16 protein-coding genes and 2 pseudogenes are annotated in these 18,145 nt (G+C 68.8%); 5 read left to right on the plus strand and 13 right to left on the minus strand.

Going from position 1 to position 18,145, the window contains the following annotated elements; genetic code table 11:
- Positions 1-128: 128 nt before the first annotated feature.
- The 3 genes and pseudogenes from ACGFZA_RS20620 to ACGFZA_RS20630 all read left to right on the plus strand — a co-directional run bounded on the left by ACGFZA_RS20620 (position 129) and on the right by ACGFZA_RS20630 (position 3,245).
- On the plus strand, positions 129-1,094 hold the full coding sequence (locus ACGFZA_RS20620; protein ID WP_393680855.1) for a pirin family protein: 966 nt from the start codon (positions 129-131) through the stop codon (positions 1,092-1,094).
- A 292-nt stretch (positions 1,095-1,386) separates the two neighbouring features.
- Positions 1,387-1,940 (plus strand): annotated as a pseudogene (locus ACGFZA_RS20625) (IS5 family transposase); the annotation flags it as partial.
- A gap of 297 nt (positions 1,941-2,237) precedes the next feature.
- Entirely contained in the window at positions 2,238-3,245 is a 1,008-nt protein-coding gene (locus tag ACGFZA_RS20630) for an HNH endonuclease signature motif containing protein (protein ID WP_393680857.1), read from the plus strand.
- Between the two features lie 94 nt (positions 3,246-3,339).
- Here the strand turns inward: ACGFZA_RS20630 and ACGFZA_RS20635 are convergent, their stop codons facing one another.
- The 13 genes and pseudogenes from ACGFZA_RS20635 to ACGFZA_RS20695 form a co-directional block, all read right to left on the minus strand.
- On the minus strand, positions 3,340-3,789 hold the full coding sequence (locus ACGFZA_RS20635; protein WP_393680859.1) for a MarR family winged helix-turn-helix transcriptional regulator: 450 nt from the start codon (positions 3,787-3,789) through the stop codon (positions 3,340-3,342).
- Between the two features lie 99 nt (positions 3,790-3,888).
- Complete coding sequence (locus tag ACGFZA_RS20640; protein ID WP_393680861.1) at positions 3,889-4,755, minus strand: fumarylacetoacetate hydrolase family protein; 867 nt, start codon at positions 4,753-4,755, stop codon at positions 3,889-3,891.
- 36 nt (positions 4,756-4,791) lie between these two features.
- Positions 4,792-5,832 carry a cupin domain-containing protein gene (locus ACGFZA_RS20645; RefSeq protein WP_393680863.1) on the minus strand — a complete coding sequence of 347 codons (1,041 nt, stop codon included), beginning with the start codon at positions 5,830-5,832 and terminating at the stop codon, positions 4,792-4,794.
- A 23-nt stretch (positions 5,833-5,855) separates the two neighbouring features.
- Positions 5,856-7,070, minus strand: a complete 1,215-nt coding sequence (locus ACGFZA_RS20650; RefSeq protein ID WP_393680865.1) for an FAD-dependent monooxygenase — start codon at positions 7,068-7,070, stop codon at positions 5,856-5,858.
- Positions 7,071-7,251: 181 nt separating this feature from the next.
- Positions 7,252-7,902 carry a CoA transferase subunit B gene (locus ACGFZA_RS20655; RefSeq protein ID WP_393681345.1) on the minus strand — a complete coding sequence of 217 codons (651 nt, stop codon included), beginning with the start codon at positions 7,900-7,902 and terminating at the stop codon, positions 7,252-7,254.
- Between the two features lie 22 nt (positions 7,903-7,924).
- Positions 7,925-8,662, minus strand: a pseudogene (locus ACGFZA_RS20660) (CoA transferase subunit A); the annotation flags it as partial.
- 41 nt (positions 8,663-8,703) lie between these two features.
- The gene (locus ACGFZA_RS20665; RefSeq protein WP_393681347.1) at positions 8,704-9,450 is read right to left on the minus strand and encodes an SDR family NAD(P)-dependent oxidoreductase; all 747 of its coding nucleotides are present in this window, start codon (positions 9,448-9,450) and stop codon (positions 8,704-8,706) included.
- Positions 9,451-9,455: 5 nt separating this feature from the next.
- Positions 9,456-10,427, minus strand: a complete 972-nt coding sequence (locus tag ACGFZA_RS20670) for a fumarylacetoacetate hydrolase family protein (RefSeq protein ID WP_393680867.1) — start codon at positions 10,425-10,427, stop codon at positions 9,456-9,458.
- A 153-nt stretch (positions 10,428-10,580) separates the two neighbouring features.
- Positions 10,581-11,519 carry a VOC family protein gene (locus ACGFZA_RS20675; RefSeq protein WP_393680869.1) on the minus strand — a complete coding sequence of 313 codons (939 nt, stop codon included), beginning with the start codon at positions 11,517-11,519 and terminating at the stop codon, positions 10,581-10,583.
- A 22-nt stretch (positions 11,520-11,541) separates the two neighbouring features.
- Complete coding sequence (locus tag ACGFZA_RS20680) at positions 11,542-12,540, minus strand: amidohydrolase family protein (RefSeq protein WP_393680871.1); 999 nt, start codon at positions 12,538-12,540, stop codon at positions 11,542-11,544.
- Positions 12,537-13,667 (minus strand): FAD-dependent oxidoreductase, encoded by a 1,131-nt coding sequence (locus ACGFZA_RS20685; protein WP_393680873.1) that lies wholly within the window; start codon positions 13,665-13,667, stop codon positions 12,537-12,539. Before ACGFZA_RS20685 ends, ACGFZA_RS20680 begins: the two co-directional genes overlap by 4 nt.
- A gap of 22 nt (positions 13,668-13,689) precedes the next feature.
- Complete coding sequence (locus ACGFZA_RS20690) at positions 13,690-14,652, minus strand: cyclase family protein (RefSeq protein ID WP_393680875.1); 963 nt, start codon at positions 14,650-14,652, stop codon at positions 13,690-13,692.
- On the minus strand, positions 14,649-15,647 hold the full coding sequence (locus ACGFZA_RS20695; protein ID WP_393680877.1) for a fumarylacetoacetate hydrolase family protein: 999 nt from the start codon (positions 15,645-15,647) through the stop codon (positions 14,649-14,651). Before ACGFZA_RS20695 ends, ACGFZA_RS20690 begins: the two co-directional genes overlap by 4 nt.
- Before the next feature lie 127 nt (positions 15,648-15,774).
- On the opposite strand from ACGFZA_RS20695, the gene ACGFZA_RS20700 reads away from it, so the two are divergent.
- Positions 15,775-16,683, plus strand: a complete 909-nt coding sequence (locus ACGFZA_RS20700) for a LysR family transcriptional regulator (protein WP_393680879.1) — start codon at positions 15,775-15,777, stop codon at positions 16,681-16,683.
- A gap of 226 nt (positions 16,684-16,909) precedes the next feature.
- Positions 16,910-18,145, plus strand: a complete 1,236-nt coding sequence (locus ACGFZA_RS20705; protein WP_393680881.1) for an MFS transporter — start codon at positions 16,910-16,912, stop codon at positions 18,143-18,145.

An 18,145-nucleotide genomic window follows, 5' to 3' on the forward strand; every position in this document is an offset into this window, starting at 1 on the left:
CGAGGGCGCCGCCGGGCCGTTCCCGTACGTATCCACACGCCACAACAGCAACGGATCGTTTAACATTCCACTAAATATTCGGCGTGGGTGTCGTCCGCCCGGAGTCGCACGGGAATAGGTTGAGTGTCATGAGCAATCTCGATCGCCAGGCCGCCCTCTCCGTCTGTGGAGGCCGGGGCTTCGTCGTCGCCGAACCGGTACGTGAACTCCTCACCCCGCGCCGCGTCCAGCTCGGGGAGTCCACCGAGGTCCGCAGGCTGCTGCCCAATCTGGGCCGCCGCATGGTCGGGGCGTGGGCCTTCGTCGACCACTACGGCCCCGACGACATCGCCGACGAACCCGGGATGCAGGTGCCGCCCCACCCCCACATGGGCCTGCAGACGGTCAGCTGGCTGCACGAGGGCGAGGTCCTGCACCGCGACAGCCTGGGCAGCCTGGAGACGATCCGCCCGCGCGAACTCGGACTGATGACCTCCGGCCGGGCCATCAGCCACTCCGAGGAGAGCCCCAGGCCGCACGCCGCGCTGCTGCACGGCGCCCAGCTCTGGGTCGCCCTTCCCGACGCCCACCGCAACGTCGAGCCGCACTTCCAGCACCACACGGACCTGCCGACGGTCACCGCCCCCGGCCTTACGGCCACCGTGATCCTCGGCGCCCTCGACGGCGCCACCTCGCCCGGCACCGCGTACACGCCGATCGTCGGCGCCGACCTCGCCCTGAGCAGCGGAGCCGAAGCGCGCCTTCCGCTGGATCCCGACTTCGAGTACGCCGTGCTGTCCATGTCCGGCGAGGCGGAGGTCGACGGGGTCCCCGTGCTGCCCGGCTCGATGCTCTACCTCGGCTGCGGCCGCACGGAGCTTCCTCTGCGCGCGGAGTCCGACGCGGGTCTGATGCTCCTGGGCGGGGAGCCCTTCGAGGAGGAGATCGTGATGTGGTGGAACTTCATCGGGCGTTCCCATGAGGAGATCGAGGAGGCCCGGCAGGGGTGGGCGGAGGGCTCCCGCTTCGGTGAGGTGCACGGCTACGACGGCGGCCGACTGTCGGCTCCCGCACTGCCGCCGGTGGCGCTGAAACCGCGGGGGCGGGTGCGCTGACCTGGAGCGATGTGTTCTCCGGCGCTGTCGGTCGGGTGCGCTAGCCGCATCCCCCCGACGGTGCGGCGAGGGGATGCAGCTGCGCCTCGCGTACGTCGGTTCCTAAGGGCTGTCCCGCAATTCCTGGCGGGCGCACGACGACAGCTACGGCACCTCGCCGCGTTGTCGAAACACCCGAATACATCCAGTATGCGGGCGCCTCTCCGCCTTGCGATGCACCGCATCTGACGCCGTGCGCTGATCCACCAGGAATTGCGGGACAGCCCTTAGGGTGGCCGGCAGTTGCGCGTGTCAGAAGATTCTCCAGCTCTTGGACGAACAGAACTTGATCGGCCTGTCCCGGGCCGTCCTGGACTCCGCGCATGTGAGGGCTAAAATGCGCGCGAACTTGCAGGTCCGGGCCCCGTGGACCGGGGCAAGCCAGGTTCCAAGATGCACGTCCCGTCCGACGCGGACGGACTGCCCCTACGCGTCGGACTCTCCGCGGCCAACACCCACGACAGTCAGGCCCTGAAGCCGATGCTGTCCCATTTCCATATGGGACACGACTCCCACGCGACGGAATCCAAGCCCCGCCGGCTTCATGCAGTCAAGGCATACGACATCCCCCACCTGCGGCGATGGCTCTGGGGCAAGCACATCGGGGTCCGCATCGCCCGCAAGGCATCGAATCCAGCGAGCGACTCGGCCGGCGCAGGTGGGTCATCGAACGAGCCATGTCCTGGCTGACCGGCTACCGCCGACTCAATCACCGCTACGAGCGGAAACCAGGCAACTACCTGGCCCTTCTCGGACTTGGCAGCCGCTCTCTGCTGCTACAAACGATTCCTCAAGCTGACCGTGTAGGACATGTCTTAGCCAGACGGGAGACAACATTTTGGTCAAGGCGACCGAGAGCAGCGTCTGACGGGACAGCATTGGGTTCGCCGCCGACGAAACAAGGCGGGCCAGCCCGACTTCCACCGGCATGGAAGGATGATGTTGCCGCAACCTCCGGAGACCCCGAAGGCGTCCCTCACACCGCTGTTCCAACCTCCCAACCTGCCGCCTGCGCTACCGTCTGCTCGCCGACGTACTCGCCGACGTACTCGCCGAGGTGCCAAGCCGCAGCCGACTGTCCGGCTGAGTGCCCCGCGCCCTGATATGCCCTCACCCGCGGTTTTTGGAGTCTCGGCCGCGTGGAAGCGGTTTGAGCCGGCTCTTACCGCATTCAGCCGCGCCCGCCAACAGCGGTTCAGCGACAGCCAAGCAGTCACCCTGGATCAGCAAAGGCTCGACGCGGCGCGGCAGGCGACCGAGAAGGCCCAACTGAATTCAAAGCGGCATGCCGCCGCGCTGAAACAGCTCCAGATCGCGGAACAACGACACCGGGAGGCCCAGCACCGGTTCCAGGTGGCGGACCGTCGGCTCACCGACAGAGTCCAGGCGCTTCAGATGGCGCAGAAGGATCTGACGAACCCCGAGGAAAAGGAGAAGGCTGCTTTCCTAGTCCTCCGAGCCGAACAGAAGACCTTCAGCGGCTCTCTGTTGGTCACATCTGTCGAGATTACGGGGGAGAGCACCAATCCCGCCGCGGTAGGAGTAGTGAATGCCTCGACAGCGAAGAACCACCCCCTTAATCACCCTGACGGCAGGGTCTGCCCCGTATGCGAGAAGGGCGGAATTCAGCCTGGCCAGTTTCGACACAGGAAATGCGAGGCCGGGAAGCTGGTTCAGATCGAGGAGACGTTGGAGGCGATCCCCCCGAGCTCATCCGTCATCCACGAGCAACGGCGCCGTGACAGGCGCTCGGAGTACCGACGCTTAGTCGCCATTGCCGAGCAGCGTGAGCCAACGATGCGCGGAATTCGTCGTAATAGCTCCTCCAAGCGGGCCCGGATTGAACAGTCAAGGGACGCCGTCCTAGTGCGCTGCGGCGGGCTGTGCGAGAACCCTGGGTGCGCGGGGCAGCCAGCCGACGTAAAGGACGACGGCAGCGCAATCCTGGAAGTGGACCACGTCCACGCCCTTGAGGACGGTGGCCCTGATCTTCCGTGGAACATGGTGGCGCTATGCCCCAATTGCCACCGCGTCAAGACGTACGGCCGCACCAGGGAAGAGCTGACGAGGGTCCTAGGTGAGCTCGCCCGGCAAAAGGATGCAGCATTCTGACCAGCCATGCGAGGAGCCTTGTCGAAGCAGGCAAGGCCGACATCTGGAACACGCAGTAAACCTGTTTCACCCTCCAGCGCAGGATCAAACAGGTTCAGTGAGCGCCGCCGAGCGGCTCGTGGTCCAAGGACGCGATCTTGCGGAAAATGTCGGTGGCCACGATCCGCTCGTCGTCGGACAGTGATTCCAGGAGCTGGTCGTTGATGCGTTTCGCCGCAGGGATGAGGGAGTCGAGGAGCGCAGTTCCCTCATCCGTGAGGCACAGGAGTGTCCGCCTGCGGTCTTCTTCGTCCCGTACCTGGCTCAGATAGCCCTGGTGAGTCAGGCGCCGGACCATCTGGCTGATCGTGGAGCGGTCCAGGGACGCGTGGTGGGCGAGGGTGCGCTGGTCGATGCCCGGCTCTTGGCGCAGCGCGTTGAGGACGGCGAACTGCTGCGAGGTGATGTCGCGGGACACGTGCTGGACCCACAGGGCGGTGTGGACCTGTTCCGCGCGCCGGATGAGATGTCCGACGTAGTTGCTCAGCTCCAGTCCACGCGTCACGATGCTCCGTTCGTCCAGATGTGAGGTGGTGCCGGTCAGGGAAATGGTGGCCCCTGGGAGTCTACGAGCGCCCGGGACCACCTCACCGCCGCGGTGCTGTCAGCGGAGCCGGGCTCCGGGGCGCTGCTCGTAGGGCACGGCCCGGTCCCCGTCGACGCCCACTTCGAGACGGCCGACGCGCTCGATGTCCAGGACGATCCTGTCGCCGTGGCTGAGCGGTCCCACGCCGGCCGGTGTGCCGGTCGCGATGACGTCGCCGGGGTGGAGGGTCATGACGGAGGACGTGTAGGCGATCAGTTCACGGACACCGAAGATCAGGTCGGCGGTGTTGGTCCGCTGCCGCGTCTCGCCGCCGACGTCGCAGCGCAGATCGAGGGTGTCGGGGTCGGGGATCTCGTCGGCGGTGACGACCCACGGTCCCAGGGGGGTGAAGGTGTCGAACGACTTGCGGGTGGAGCGGTCCTCGCCGGAGCGGACGGTGATGTCCAGCACGCAGGTGTAGCCGAAGACGTGGTCCAGGGCTTCGTCGGCGCTGACGTGGGTGGCGGTGCGGCCGATGACGACGCCGAGTTCGCCTTCCTGGTCGGTGCGCTTGTCCGTGTACGGCAGGAGGATGTCCTGGCCCGGTCCGATGACGGACGAGTTGGCCTTGAGGAAGACACCGAGGTCGGCGATGGAGGTGGTGTACTCCATCTCCGCCTTGTGGTCGAGGTAGTTGACCGGCGCGCCGACGATCTTTCCGGGGCGGGGCAGCGGTGCTTCCAGGGTCGCCTCGGTGAGTGGAACGCCCGGGAGACCGGTGAGGTCGAGTTGAGCAGCTCCGCCACGGGCCGTGGTCTCGATGAAGTGGTGCAGGGCTCCGGCGGGGCCGGGTGTGCCGGAGCCGGCGAGCTGGTCGGTCACGTCGACGAGCTTGTCGCCGTCGACGACGCCGAGTCGCCCCTTGTTGAACAGGGCCAGACGCATCAGGGCCTCCTTGTGAGGTGTCGGGTGAGTGGCGGATCAGGCGCCGGGGTCGGCGTCCTCCGTGCGGTACAGGCCGAGGGAGCGCATGACCGGCTCGTCGCTGTAGGAGAACAGGACGGCGTCGTGGGAGGCCGCGTTGTTGAGGTGCCGGTAGGAGGCCCAGCCGGGCACGGCGAAGGTGTCGTTCTTCGACCACTCCAGCCGCTGGCCGTCCACGATCGTCGTGCCCTCGCCGCGGACCACGCTGAAGATGGTGGAGGCGGTGTGCCGGCGGCCGGCTCCCTGGAAGCCCGGTCGCAGCCGCTGGACGCGGCAGCCGATCGTAGGCATGACCGGGCCGCCGGTCCACGGGTTGGTGTACTCCAGGACGATGCCGTCGACGTCGCTTCCCTCGGCGGTGTCGGCGACGCTGTCCAGGGCATGCAGGGTCTCCTCCCAGGTGTAGCGCGTCACGGGGGAGTTGGGCCCGTCCTGGGTGAGCCAGACCGGGTTGAGCCGGCCGTGCAGGAACTGCCTGCTGCCGGCGTCGTCCGGGCGGGTCACGGGCTGGAGGCGCTGCGGGTACTTCTCGTAGAAGCCGGCTTCCAGAGCGTTGACCAGTGGGTAGTCCAGCGCGTCGAGCCAGATCATCGGCGCGTCGCCCTCATGAGTGTGGTCGTGCCAGTGCCACCCGGGGGTGAGCAGCAGGTCGCCCGGGGACATGAAAACACGCTCGCCGTTGACCGTCGTCCAGGCGCCGCTGCCCTCCAGGATGAAGCGGAAGGCGTTGGAGGTGTGACGGTGGGCCTGGGCGGTCTCGCCGGGCAGGATGATCTGGAGTCCTGCGTACAGGGTGTTGACGGTGGCGGGGGGATCGGTCAGGCCGGGGTTCACCAGCATGAGTACGCGACGTTCCGCCTCATCCAGCGACAGTGTCTCGGAGAAGTGCAGCAGGTGCGGGCGCAGTTCTGGCCAGCTCCAGAGGTGGGGGACGGCGCGGCTCTTCGGCTGGGCGGGGAACAGGTTGCCGTAGAAGCGCCACAGTGGTGCGGCGCCCGCCGACTCCACGGCCTTGTAAACGGATTCACCGGTCGTCATGGTGTCCTCCTTCGGGATCGGACTCACGTGGTGGGAGGGGTGGCAGCGACCGGGGTCCACACCCACGCGATGTCGTCGAAGTCGTCGGGCCTGCGGGATGCGAGGAGATGGTTGCGGAAGGTGGCTCCCATGCCTTCCAGGTGGCAGATTTCCCCGAAGCGGCGGGCGTTGGTCTGGATACGTGCCGCCCGTTCCGTGCGTCGCGCGGCGAATGCGGTGAAGGCGTCCGCGGGGTCGCCGAACTGGCCGAGGCTCTCTCCCAGAGCCACTGCGTCCTCCAGGGCCTGGCAGGCGCCTTGGGCGAGGTACTGGAGCATCGGGTGGGCGGCATCGCCGAGGAGGGCGATCCGGCCGTGTACCCAGTTGTCGATGGGCAGCCTGTCGTAGAGGGGCCAGCGCCGGTCGCGCGAGATGAGGGGGAGCGCGTCGCGGACGGTCAGGCAGGTTCCGGCGAAGCGTTCTTCGAGTTCGGCCTCGGTGCCCCAGTCATCGGAGTCCGGCGTGTAATGGTCGCTTTCGAAGACGGCGACCTGGTTGTAGAGCTCTCCACGGCGTACGGGGTACTGCACCAGGTGCATGCGCGGTCCGGCCCACACCATCACGGCTTCCGACGCGGCGTGCTGCGACATGCGGCCGGTCATCTTCTCCGTGGGCAGGGCTCCGCGGAAGGCCACGTAGCGGGAACAGACCGGCTTTCCGTCGCCCACCAGGTTCTGGCGCAGGCGGGAGTGCAGGCCGTCCGCGGCCACGACCGCGTCCGCCGCGAGTACTGCCTGGGCCTCGGCGAAGTGGAGCCGTGCCCCTGATTCGTCCTGGTCGATGCGTTCGACGGTGTGACCGGTGAGCAGGGTGACCGAGGGGTGCTCCTGGCAGGCGGCCAGCAGCGCGGCGTGGAGATCGGTGCGGTGGGTGACGAGGTAGGGGTGGGTGAAGCGCTCGGTGTAAGCCGCACTGCGCAGATCCAGTGAGGTGATCTGGTCGCCGGTGAGAGCGTCCATCATGACGAGCCGGGGCGGGGCGACAGCCGTGCGCTGGACGGCCGGGAGGACGCCGAGTCGTTCGAGGGCGAGGGAAGCGTTCGGGGCGAGCTGCAGGCCGGCCCCGATCTCGCCGAACTGGGCTGATCGTTCGAGGAGGGTGACACGGTGTCCGGAACGGGCGACCGCCAACGCCGCGGCCAGCCCACCGATGCCGCCACCGACCACGGCGATACGGAGAGGTTCTGGGGTGATGGACATATGGCCTCCTGGCACGGAAGAAGCGGCGGACACCGCGGGGAGGATCAGCGCATTTAATCAGTACACCAATCATTGGTGTACTGATTATATTGCGATGGTGTTTCCCTCATGTCAATGGGTGGACGGGGCAGGTGGCTCGCAGACCGCGAGTCGCTGTTCGGTGTGTCGATCCTGCGCCTCGTCAGCAGACGGCAGCGCTGCTGACGAGGCGCAGAGGGGCACCGGTGCGCGCGGTGATGTCCTCGACTGTCACACCCGGAGCGGTTTCTGCGAGGGCGAGCCCTTCGCCGGTGACGTCGAGGACGCCGAGGTCGGTGATGATCCGGTGGACGCAGCTCTGGCCGGTGAGCGGCAGGGTGCATTCCGGCAGGATTTTCGGTGTGCCGTCCTTGGCGGTGTGGTCCATGAGGACGATGACACGGCGTGCGCCATGGACGAGGTCCATGGCACCGCCCATGCCCTTGACCATTTTTCCGGGGATCATCCAGTTCGCGAGATCTCCCTGGGCCGATACCTGCATGGCGCCGAGGACGGCGGTGTCGATGTGGCCGCCGCGGATCATCCCGAAGGACAGTGCCGAGTCGAAGAAGGATGCCCCGGGCCCGACGGTGACCGTCTCCTTGCCGGCGTTGATCAGGTCGGGGTCGACCTCTCCCTCGGTGGGGTAGGGGCCGGTGCCGAGGATGCCGTTCTCGGAGTGCAGCACGACGTGCACCCCGGGTGGGAGATGGCCGGGGATGAGGGTGGGGAGGCCGATGCCCAGATTGACGTAGGAACCGTCGGTGAGTTCGGCGGCGGCGCGAGCGGCCATCTGGTCGCGGTTCCAGCCCATGGCGCTCATGCGCGAACAGTCCTTTCTCGATGTGTTTGTCGGCGGCCTCGGCCGGGGTCAGCTCCACCACGCGCTGTACGTAGATGCCTGGCAGATGGACCTTGTCGGGGCTCAGCTCGCCGGGTTCCACGAGCTGTTCGACCTCGGCGACGGTGATGCGGCCGGCCATCGCGGCGAGCGGGTTGAAGTTCGCGACCGCTCGGCGGAAGACGAGGTTGCCGTGCCGGTCGCCGCGCCAGGCCCGTACGAGGGCGAAGTCGGTGGTGATGCCGTGCTCCAGGACGTAGGGGCGTCCGTGGAACTGCCGGGTCTCCTTGGGCGGGGAGGCGACCGCTACCGCCCCGTCGGGCGCGTTCCGCCACGGCAATCCTCCCTGGGCCACCTGGGTGCCGACGCCGGCCGGGGTGTAGAAGGCGGGGATGCCCGCCCCGCCGGCGCGCAGCCGTTCGGCGAGAGTGCCCTGAGGGGCGAGCTCCACCTCCAGTTCGCCGGAGAGGTACTGACGGGCGAACTCCTTGTTCTCCCCGACGTAGGAGCCGGTGACGCGGGCGATGCGACCGGCGGCCAGTAGCACGCCGAGACCGCGGCCGTCCGTACCGCAGTTGTTGGAGACGACCTCCAGACCGGTCGCGCCCTGCGCATGGAGGGCGTCGATGAGGACGGTTGGGATGCCGGAGAGACCGAAGCCGCCGACGGCGAGTGAGGCGCCGTGCGGCAGGTCGGCGACTGCTTCGGCGGCGCTGCCATGCACCTTGTCCATGGTGGACTTCCTTTCGGTGAGGCGCCGAGCAGGAGGCGGCGTCATGCGCTGTTCTGCGGCAGCAGTGCGTCGGAGACGGACTTGACGCCGCCGTGCGCGGTCATGCCGCCGTCCACGGCGATCTCGGCACCGCTGATGAACGAGGAGTCGTCGGACAGCAGGAAGACGACCAGCGGGGCGACCTCGTCGACGGTTCCGGTGCGCCCGAGCGGCGTCTCGCGGATGTTGGCCTCCCGGAAGGCGGGGGCGGCCGATGCGGTCATCTCGGTCTCGATGTAGCCGGGGTGGATGGTGTTGACTCTGATGCCGCGCGGGCCGAGCTCCAGTGCCGCGGTCTTCGAAAGGCCCCTCAGTGCCCACTTGCTGGTCGTGTAGGCGACCGGGTAGTGGGCGGTGAGGGCTGCCGACGAGCCGACGTTGACGACGGAGGAGCCGGCGGGCATGAGCGGCGTCAGGTGCTGGATGCCGAGCAGCGGCCCGGTGACGTTGACGGAGTGGACGCGGGCCATGTCCTCGGGCCGGGCATCGCCGATCCTGGCGCGCCAAGTGATGCCCGCGTTGTTCACCAGGCCGTGCACCTGGCCGTACGTCTCGCGCAGTTCGGCGGCCAACTCGGCCCAGTCGTTCTCACTGCTGACGTCGAGGCGGCGGCACGTGCGCGTGGACTCGATGTCGGTGGCGACGACGTGGGCGCCTTCGCGGGCGAGGGCCGCGGCCTCTGCGGCACCCTGGCCGCGTGCCGCGCCGGTGACAACGACGACCTTGCCCAGAAGCCTCTTGGGAGGCACCTCGGTCACGGCCGCTCCCGGCTGCGGCGCCGGCCTGCCGGGAGCGCGACGGGCGCCACACCGGGGACGACGGTGCTGGTCAACGTTCCGATGCCCTCGACGGTGAGGCTCACGGTGTCGCCGGGCTTCAACGGGGGAGGGCTCTGCTCGCCCCGCACGCCCCACAGTTCGGCGAGGCAGCCGCCGTTGCCGCACGTTCCGGAGCCCAGGACGTCACCGGGGACGACTCGGGTGCCGCGCGAGGCGTAGGCGGTCATCTCTTCGAAGGTCCAGCTCATGTTGGACAGCAGGTCCTTGCCGACCACCTCCCCGTTGACCTGGGCGGTCAGTGCGAGGCGCAGGAAGCCGCCCGCGTCGCGGTACGGTTCCAGTTCGTCGGCGGTGACCAGATACGGGCCGAGAGTGGTGGCGGTGTCCTTCCCCTTGCAGGGACCCAGACCGACCTTCATCTCCGCGGACTGCAGGTCGCGCGCCGACCAGTCGTTGAAGACGGTGTAGCCGACGATGTGATCGCGGGCCCGTTCGGGGGTGAGGTCGCGCCCCTCGCGGCCGATCACCGCGGCCACCTCCAGTTCGAAGTCGAGCGCCGCTGAGCCGGGCGGCATCGGGACCTCGTCGTGCGGGCCGTAGACGGCGTGCGGGTTGGTGAAATAGAAGGTCGGCGCCGCGTACCACTGCTCGGGAACGCCCGCGACGCCGTCGACGGCGCGGCGAACCCCCTCGACGTGCTCCTCGAACGTCACGAAGTCCCGTATGGATGAAGGCTGCAAGGGAGGCAGCAGCCGCACCTGGGACACATGCGGGCCGGCCGGTACGTCCTGTGCCGCCGCACCGGCGGCGAGCAGCCCGGGCAGCCCGTCGACGTCCTTGAGGAGCGCGGTGAGTGAGGCGACACCGGGCAGCGGGAAGAGGGTGCCGTCCTCCTCCACGACGGCCACGCGGTGGCGGTGCTGATGTTCGTAGGCGGCGAAACGCATGTACGGCTCCTGAAAGAGGAAGGGGGCAACGGGGACGCGCATCAGGTTGCGGTCCAGGTGTCGCTCCGTACCAAGGGTTGAGCCGGGGGCGTGGCTCGGGTGAGCCAGGGCGCGGGCACGACGGCCACGCCCCCGGGGACGGGGGACGGTTTCCTAGACCGGAGGGGCGATGAAGACGCCGCGGTCGGGGTCGTTGAAGGACTCCTTGGCGACGATCTCGTTCATGGCGTTGGCGGTGCCCCACTGGTCGGTGACCTCGGGCCGGGAGAAGTCGTAGACGTGGGGGTGCCAGGTGTCCTCGTCGAGGTTCTCCAGCTCGGTCGTGTACTCCACGGTGTTGCCGTGCGGGTCGAGGAAGTACGTGAAGGTGTTGTCACCAGCCATGTGCCGGCCGGGACCCCAGATCTTGCGGAAGCCGGCCCGCATGACCCGGCCGGAGCCGCGCATGTACTCGTCGATGCCGCGCATCTCGAAGGAGACGTGGTGCAGGGCGGTGTGCGGGCCCTGCGCGATGGCCATGGAGTGGTGCTGGTTGGAGATGCGCATGAAGTGCATCACCTCGCCCATGTGCGGCGAGCTCAGGGTGTCGGAGAGGGCGAAGCCGAGGTGGCGCTCGTACCACTGGCGGGTGCGGTTGAGGTCGGGGGAGTTGAGAACGACGTGGGAGAGCTTGACCGGGATGGCCTCCTTCTCCTCGATCTTCCGGTGCTGCCGGACCGCGACGTCGGCGGAGACCTCGATGGTGCGGCCGTCGACGTCGAAGAAGCGGAAGCCGTAGCCGCCGCCAGGGGTGTCGACCCTGCCGGGCTGCGAGATCAACTGAACACCTCCCGCGAGGAGTCGTTCGGCGAGGGTGTCCACGTCGCCGGGGTTCGCGGCACCGTAGGAGACGAGGTCGAGCCTCTTCTCCTCGGCCTCGCGCAGCCGTACGACGTACTGCTCGGGGGAGCCCTCGGCGGCCAGGAAGGAGATCCCGGAGTCCTCGGAGACCTTCGTCAGGCCCCAGACTCCGGCGTAGAAGTCGAGCTGCTTGTCGTAGTCCGGCACCGCCAGGTCGACGTGGCGCAGATGGGTGAGCAGGCGTGCGCTCATGGTGGGTTCCTCCTCGTTGAGGTCAGGCGAGTCGCAGCAGGGCGGCGGCGTTGCCGCCGCGTACCGCGTCGAAGTCGGCCGCGGACAGCCGCGCGGCGCGCAGCGCGCCGACCGGATCCTCGGACCCCATGTCGAAGGGGAAGTCGGAGCCGAGCAGAACCCGGTCCGCCCCCGCGACCTCCAGCAGCGAGCCCAGCACGCGCGGGTCGTGGACGAGGGAGTCGAAGTAGATCCGCTTCAGGTAGCTGCTGGGCAGGTGGGCGCAGCCCCCGCCCGCGTCGGAGCGGGTGGACCAGGCGTGGTCGGAGCGGCCGATGTGGGTGGGCAGGTAGCCGCCGCCGTGGGCGGCGACCAGCTTCAGTCCGGGGTGCCGGTCGAGTACCCCGGAGAAGATGAGGTGGGAGAGTGCGACGGCGTTCTCGGTGGGCTGGCCGACGGTGTTGGAGAGGTACCACTGGTCGAGGCGCTCGTCGAGCGTGCAGCCGAAGGGGTGCAGGAAGAGGATCGCGCCCGTCTCCTCCGCACGGGCCCAGAACGGCGTGTACGCCGGGTCGGACAGCTCCCGGCACGGGGTATGGCTGGAGATCTCCACGCCGGCCAGCCCCTGTTCCAGGGCGTGGTCGAGCGCGTACACCATGTGGTCCGGGTGCTGGAGGGGTACGAGACCGAGGCCGTGCAGCCGGTCCGGTGCCGCCGCGCAGTGTGTGGCGGTGGCCTCGTTGGCGGTCCGGTACACCTTCTCCGCCGTGCCCTCGTCGGCCCAGTAGTGGTAGTGCGAGGGTGAGGGACTCACCAGTTGGACGTCCACGCCCTGCGCGTCCATCGCGGCGAGACGTGCCGCGACGTCGGTCAGCTTCGGGATCCGCTCGCCGACCATGGGGCCGCTGACGGCGAGGGCGGCGGGGCCGTTACGCCGGGCGTCGAGCTGCTTGGCCTCGGCGTGGCCGGGCAGGCCGGCGACCAGCGCCTCGACCTCGGGCAACAGGACGTGAGCGTGAACATCGATCGTCGGGGTGATCACGGCAGCTCCCGGAGCATGGTCATGGTGCGGCCCATCAGACCTGGCACGTCCGCGTCGCGCACTCCGTCGAGCTGCCACTGCCCGATCTGGACAGACGCCTCGACGACGGGGCGCACACGGGCGATCCGGCGCTCGTAGTACGCCTGGAACAGTGCGTCGTCCCACGTGTCGGTGGCGGTCAGCATCTGTGCGAGCACGAGCGCGTCCTCGAGGGACAGAGCGGCTCCCTGCGCCAGGGTGGGAGGGCAGCAGTGGGCGGCGTCGCCGACGAGGACGACCCGGCCGCGGTGCCAGGATCCCTCGACGAGCATGCGGTCGAACCACGTGTAGTTGACCTTCGCCGGGTCGGTGATCGTCTCGGTGATCTCGGGCCAGAAGCCGCCGTAGGCGGAGGCCAGACGGCGCATCTCGTCGGCGTACGACTCCGCCGGGATCGAGGCGCGGTCGCGGTTCGCCTCCACCACGTACGCGTAGAGGGTGGTCTCGCTGGTGGGGCAGTAACCGGCGATGTGGGCCGGGCCGCCGTAGGCGAGGTCGGTGCGGGTCAGATCAGCCGGACGCGGGGCCGCGGCGCGCCAGATGGCCATGCCGGTCGGTTCCGGCTCCGCCGTGATGCCGATCGCGGCGCGGGTCGTGGAACCGAGGCCGTCCGCGGCGATCACCAGGTCGTAACGGCGTTCGGTGCCGTCGGTGAAGCGGACGGTGACTCCGTCGCCGTCCTGGTCCAGGGCGGTGGCCCTGACACCGAGACGTACGTCGGCTCCGCTCGTGCGGACGGCGTCGATGAGGATCTGCTGGAGCTGGGGGCGCTGCATGCCGACGGTGGCAGGGAGGTCGTCGCCTCCGCTGCGGATGTCGTCCTGTGCGTGCAGGACGGTGCCGTCGGGGGCGGTGATGCCGACCGAGCCGAAGCCGTATCCGGATGCCTCCACTTGCTCCCACACGCCGAGATCGCGCAGCACGCGCAGGGCGTTGCCCTGGAGGGTGATGCCGGATCCGGCGGTGGCGTTCCAGTCGTCCTTCGCTTCGATCAGGTCGACGCCGACGCCGGTCCGGCGCAGCAGGACCGTCACGGCGTTTCCGGCCGCACCGCCACCGATCACGAGGACCCTACGGGCCTTATTCATGGGAACTCCCTTGTTCCGTTCGTTACTTGACGGCAATCGGGTTGACGGGGCTGCCGACCGCGCCAGTGATGGGAAGCGGGGCTGCGGTGAGCCAGAAGTCGTACACCCCGTCCGTCGCGCAGTCCTCGGCGAGTGCGTCGAGGTCCCACATCTCGCCGATGAGGAGCCCGATGTTCGGTATGGCGACCTGGTGCAACGGCTGGAAGGCGTGGTCGAACTCGTTGGGCCGGACTTCGAAGCCCCAGGTGTCGGTGGCGATCGCGGCGATCTCCGTGCCGTGCAGCCAGCCGGCCGTGGTGAAGGACAGGCCGGGGGCCGGCCCGCCCGCGTACTCGCCCCAGCCGTCCCGGCGGGTCCGGGCGAGCTGCCCGGTGCGCACCAGGACGATGTCCCCGCGGCCGACTCCCACCCCCTGAGCCTCAGCCGTCGCGGCCAGGTGCTCCGTGGTGATCGCGAAGCCGTCGGGCAACTCGTCGCCCTCACCGATCGCACGGCCGACGTCCAGCAACACTCCTCGGCCCGCGACGTGGGGTGCCATGTGTTCGATGCCGGTGACCAGGTCGCCTTCGGAGGTGACGACCTTCTCGGCCGGGCGCCCGTTCCAGGCCTTGCCATGGTCGAAGATGTGCCCGAGTCCGTCCCACTGGGTCGAGCACTGCAACGGCATCGCGATGACGTCGTCGGCGCCGCCGATCCCGTGCGGGAAACCCTGTCCGGTGACGACGGCGTCGGTACCGGTGTCGAGCATGGTGTGCACCGGGTTGGTGCGCCGGCGCCAGCCCTTCTGCGGGCCGTCCATGTCGAAGCGCTGGGAGAGCGAGAAGCTGACACCCCGCCGGATCAGGGCCGCACCCTCGCGACGCTTGGCCTCGTCGAGGAAGTTCAGGGTGCCCAGGACGTCGTCCTCACCCCAACGCCCCCAGTTGGAGAACGCCTTGGCGGCCTTGGCGATCGAAGCCTCGGGATTCGCGCGGTCGAGTGTCATGACGCCTCCGCGACACACCGGGTGCGCTGGAGGCCGAGCCCGGTGACCGTCCCCTCCATGACGTCTCCGTCGCGCAGCAGCCGGCCCCAGTGCATGCCGTTGCCCGCCGGGCTGCCCGTCAGGACGAGATCGCCCGGGAGGAGGCGCGCGGTCTGCGAGACGTACGACACCACGCGTGCGACGTCGAAGATCATGTCCTTGGTGGATTCGTCCTGCATGGTCTCGCCGTTCAGCTTCAGCGTCACCTGCAGGTCGTCCGTGCCGGCCACAGATGTGGCGGGCACGATCCAGGGGCCGAGCGGGGTGAAACCGGGCGCGTTCTTGCTGCGCAGCCAGTCCGTGCCGATCTGCGGCATGTCCCGGCGGAAAACGGTCGAGCGATCGGTGAGATCGTTGGCGATCGTGTAGCCGGCGACGTGGTCGAGCGCCTCCTCGACGGACACCTGGTAAGCGGGCCGGCCGATGACCGCGGCCAGCTCCAGCTCCCAGTCGGGCTTCTCGGCCCAGGTGGGGAGCACCACGTCGTCGTACGGGCCGGTGATCGAGCTCGGCAGGCCGATGAACACGTACGGCAGGTCCTCCGCCGCCCGGCGGTCCATGATCTCCGCCGCCTCCGCGCGCCGCTCCTCCTCGGAACGCTCGTCATCCGGGGCCTTGTGCGCGACGTGCAGGTCGATGACGTGCTGGCGGTAGTTCGCGCCCGACTGGAAGATCTGACGTGGCTCGACGGGAGCGTGCACCTCGAAGTCCGCCAGCGGCTTTCGCTGCCGTCCGCCGTCCTCGGCCAGTGCTTCCAGGCGAGGGAGGGTGGCCTCCCAGTTCTCCAGGAGACTCCGGACGGCAAGTCGGTCGTCGCCGAGAGCGGCTCGCAGATCGAGCACCTGGGCGTCGGGCGTGACGAGAGCGGGGAACGCGGGTCCGTTCGGGGCCGACAGCGTGGCGAGGGCGAACGGTCCGGCGAAGAGCGCGGATGCGGGTGCGGGTTTCACGAACATGTCCTCCTGATTGCGATGTGACTAATCTGAACCCACCACCTGCAATCATGGAAATAGATTATATGGATGCCTGCCATCCATCGTGTTAATTCACCCTGGTCGGCGCCATATCGCAAGGGGAAAACCTGTGAACCTGTCCCGTCTGGACCTCAACCTCGTCGTCGCACTGCGTTCGCTCCTGGAGGAGCGCAACGTCACCCGCGCCGGACAGCGCATCGGGCTCAGCCAGCCCGCCATGAGCGCCGCCCTGGCCCGGCTGCGCCGCCACTTCGACGACGACCTGCTCGCGCGGGTGGGCGGGCACTACGAACTCACCGCCCTCGGACAGGTCCTCCTCGACCGCACCTCGACGGCTTACGACGTCCTGGAGCGCCTGTTCGCCAGCCAGGCCGACTTCGACCCGGCGGTCGAGACCCGGGAGTTCAAGCTGATCGCCTCCGACTACGCCGTCGCGATCTTCGGCACCGAACTCGCCCGCGTCATGCACGAGGAGGCTCCCGGCATCCGTCTGCGCTTCACCCAGCCCCCGACCTCCGTCGTCGATGACACCGGCACGCTGCTGAGCACCACCGACGGCCTGCTCATGCCGCACGGCGTCGTCAGCGACTTCCCCGCCACCGACCTCTACCAGGACAGCTGGGTCTTCCTGGTCGCGGACGACCACCCGAGCGTCGAGGACCGCATCACCCGCCAGGACCTCGCCCGGCTGCCCTGGGTCACCTACCAGCGCACCTACGACGCCCCGGCCGTGCGCCAGCTCGGCATGCTCGGCGTCGAGCCGCGTGTGGAGGTCTCCGTCGACAGCTTCCAGCTGCTGCCGCTGCTGGTGGCCGGGACCCGGCGCATCGCGCTGATCCAGGAACGCCTCGCCCGCCTGCTCGCGCCGCTCGCCGCCGTACGAGTGGTGGAGCCGCCGTACGAGGCGGTGCCCCTACAGGAGGCCATGTGGTGGCACCCCGTACACACCCACGACGCCGCACACATCTGGCTGCGTGAAACGGCCGCCCGGGTGGGCAGGCGCATGGCTGACGCGTAGGAGAGGCCGGAGGTGGCCTGCAGCGCGGCGGTGGCGCGGGGGCTGCGTCGGCAGTATCCACGACATGGATCGAAAGCATCCGAAAATCGGATCGTGGCAGGGCTGGGCAGGCCGTCAAGGGGACCGCATAGTCGTGTCACATCCCCGCGCCCGCGCACCGACGTCCTCGCCGGACGGACCGGGCGCCACGCACACCCCTCCCCGCCTCGCACTCTGGAGTGCCGCCGTGTCCGCTCCCGCCTCCCCGCCTTCACATGACTGCGCTTCCCCGGACGTACGGGGCAAGCTCCCTGCCGCCCTGCTCATGGCCGGAAGTTGCCTGCCCGTCCTCGGCGCCGTGCTGCTCGCACCGGTCCTGCCTCGCATGCAGGACCACTTCGCAGACGTCGCTGGGAGCGCCGCACTGGTTCCTCTGGTGCTGACCATTCCGGCGCTGTCGTTGGCGCTGCTGGCTCCCTTCGCGGGCGTCATCGTCGATCGTCTCGGCCGCAAGCGCCTCCTGGTGGTGGCGACGCTCCTGTACACGTTGTTCGGCACGGTCCCGCTGTACGTGGACTCGCTGCCTGGCATTCTCCTCAGCCGCGTGCTGGTGGGGGTGGCTGAGGCGGCGATCATGACTGCTTGTACGACGCTGATCGGTGACTACTACACCGGGCGCGTCCGCGACCGTTACCTCGCCCTGCAGACCATGTGCGCGTCGGCATCCGCCACCGTCTTCTTCGTGATCGGTGGGGCCCTTGGAGGGGCCGGCTGGCAGGCGCCGTTCTGGCTGTACGGAATTGGGCTGCTGCTGGCCCCCGCCATGGCTCGCGCACTGCCGACACCACAGCCTCCGGCCGGGGTGAAGGGCGAGCCGGCCCCCTCCGTGGCGGACAAGCGGCCCTTCCCGGTGCGCCGTATGGGCGCGATCTGCCTGCTGACAGTGTTCGGCGCCGTCGTCTTCTACACAGTCCCTGTGGAGATGTCGTATCTCCTCGACGACCTGGGCGTCGACTCCACCGGAGGCATAGGTGCTGTCACCGCGATCGCGAGCGCGGCCACCGTCCTCGGCTCGGTGCTCTTCACCCGGCTCACGAGCCACCCAGGACGCCGTCTGCCCGCCGTCCTTCTGCTGTGCGCCGCAGGATTCCTTCTGATGGGAATGAGCCACAGCCTGCCCCTGCTGATCGTGGGTGCCGTGGTGAACTGTGTGGGTACGGGGCTGCTGTTGCCCTCCCTGCTGACACTGGCCATGTCCCGCCTCGATTTCGCCGACCGGGGTCGCGGTACCGGTCTGTGGACTTCGGCGTTCTTCCTCGGCGAGTTCGCCTGCCCGCTGATCCTTCTTGGCGGCAAGGAGTCCTTCGGCGGCCTGGGCTCGGCCGTCGGAGCACTCGGCCTGGTCACCATGGTGCTCGCCGGTGCCCAGCTTCTCCTCGCCCGGCGGACGCCGACTACTGCACTGCGTCATGCTCCTGAGTAG

This window comes from Streptomyces sp. NPDC048211, from assembly GCF_043202315.1.
Lineage (GTDB): Bacteria > Actinomycetota > Actinomycetes > Streptomycetales > Streptomycetaceae > Streptomyces.

Excerpts from the sequence above, each read along its gene's own strand:
- ACGFZA_RS20670 (WP_393680867.1), bottom strand. The coding sequence starts at position 10,427 with ATGCGTTTCGCCGCCTACGAACATCAGCACCGCCACCGCGTGGCCGTC.
- ACGFZA_RS20690 (WP_393680875.1), bottom strand. The coding sequence starts at position 14,652 with ATGACACTCGACCGCGCGAATCCCGAGGCTTCGATCGCCAAGGCCGCC.
- ACGFZA_RS20645 (WP_393680863.1), bottom strand. The coding sequence starts at position 5,832 with ATGACGACCGGTGAATCCGTTTACAAGGCCGTGGAGTCGGCGGGCGCC.
- ACGFZA_RS20695 (WP_393680877.1), bottom strand. The coding sequence starts at position 15,647 with ATGTTCGTGAAACCCGCACCCGCATCCGCGCTCTTCGCCGGACCGTTC.
- ACGFZA_RS20640 (WP_393680861.1), bottom strand. The coding sequence starts at position 4,755 with ATGCGTCTGGCCCTGTTCAACAAGGGGCGACTCGGCGTCGTCGACGGC.
- ACGFZA_RS20655 (WP_393681345.1), bottom strand. The coding sequence starts at position 7,902 with ATGGGCTGGAACCGCGACCAGATGGCCGCTCGCGCCGCCGCCGAACTC.
- ACGFZA_RS20685 (WP_393680873.1), bottom strand. The coding sequence starts at position 13,667 with ATGAATAAGGCCCGTAGGGTCCTCGTGATCGGTGGCGGTGCGGCCGGA.
- ACGFZA_RS20650 (WP_393680865.1), bottom strand. The coding sequence starts at position 7,070 with ATGTCCATCACCCCAGAACCTCTCCGTATCGCCGTGGTCGGTGGCGGC.
- ACGFZA_RS20630 (WP_393680857.1), top strand. The coding sequence starts at position 2,238 with ATGCCCTCACCCGCGGTTTTTGGAGTCTCGGCCGCGTGGAAGCGGTTT.
- ACGFZA_RS20675 (WP_393680869.1), bottom strand. The coding sequence starts at position 11,519 with ATGAGCGCACGCCTGCTCACCCATCTGCGCCACGTCGACCTGGCGGTG.
- ACGFZA_RS20620 (WP_393680855.1), top strand. The coding sequence starts at position 129 with ATGAGCAATCTCGATCGCCAGGCCGCCCTCTCCGTCTGTGGAGGCCGG.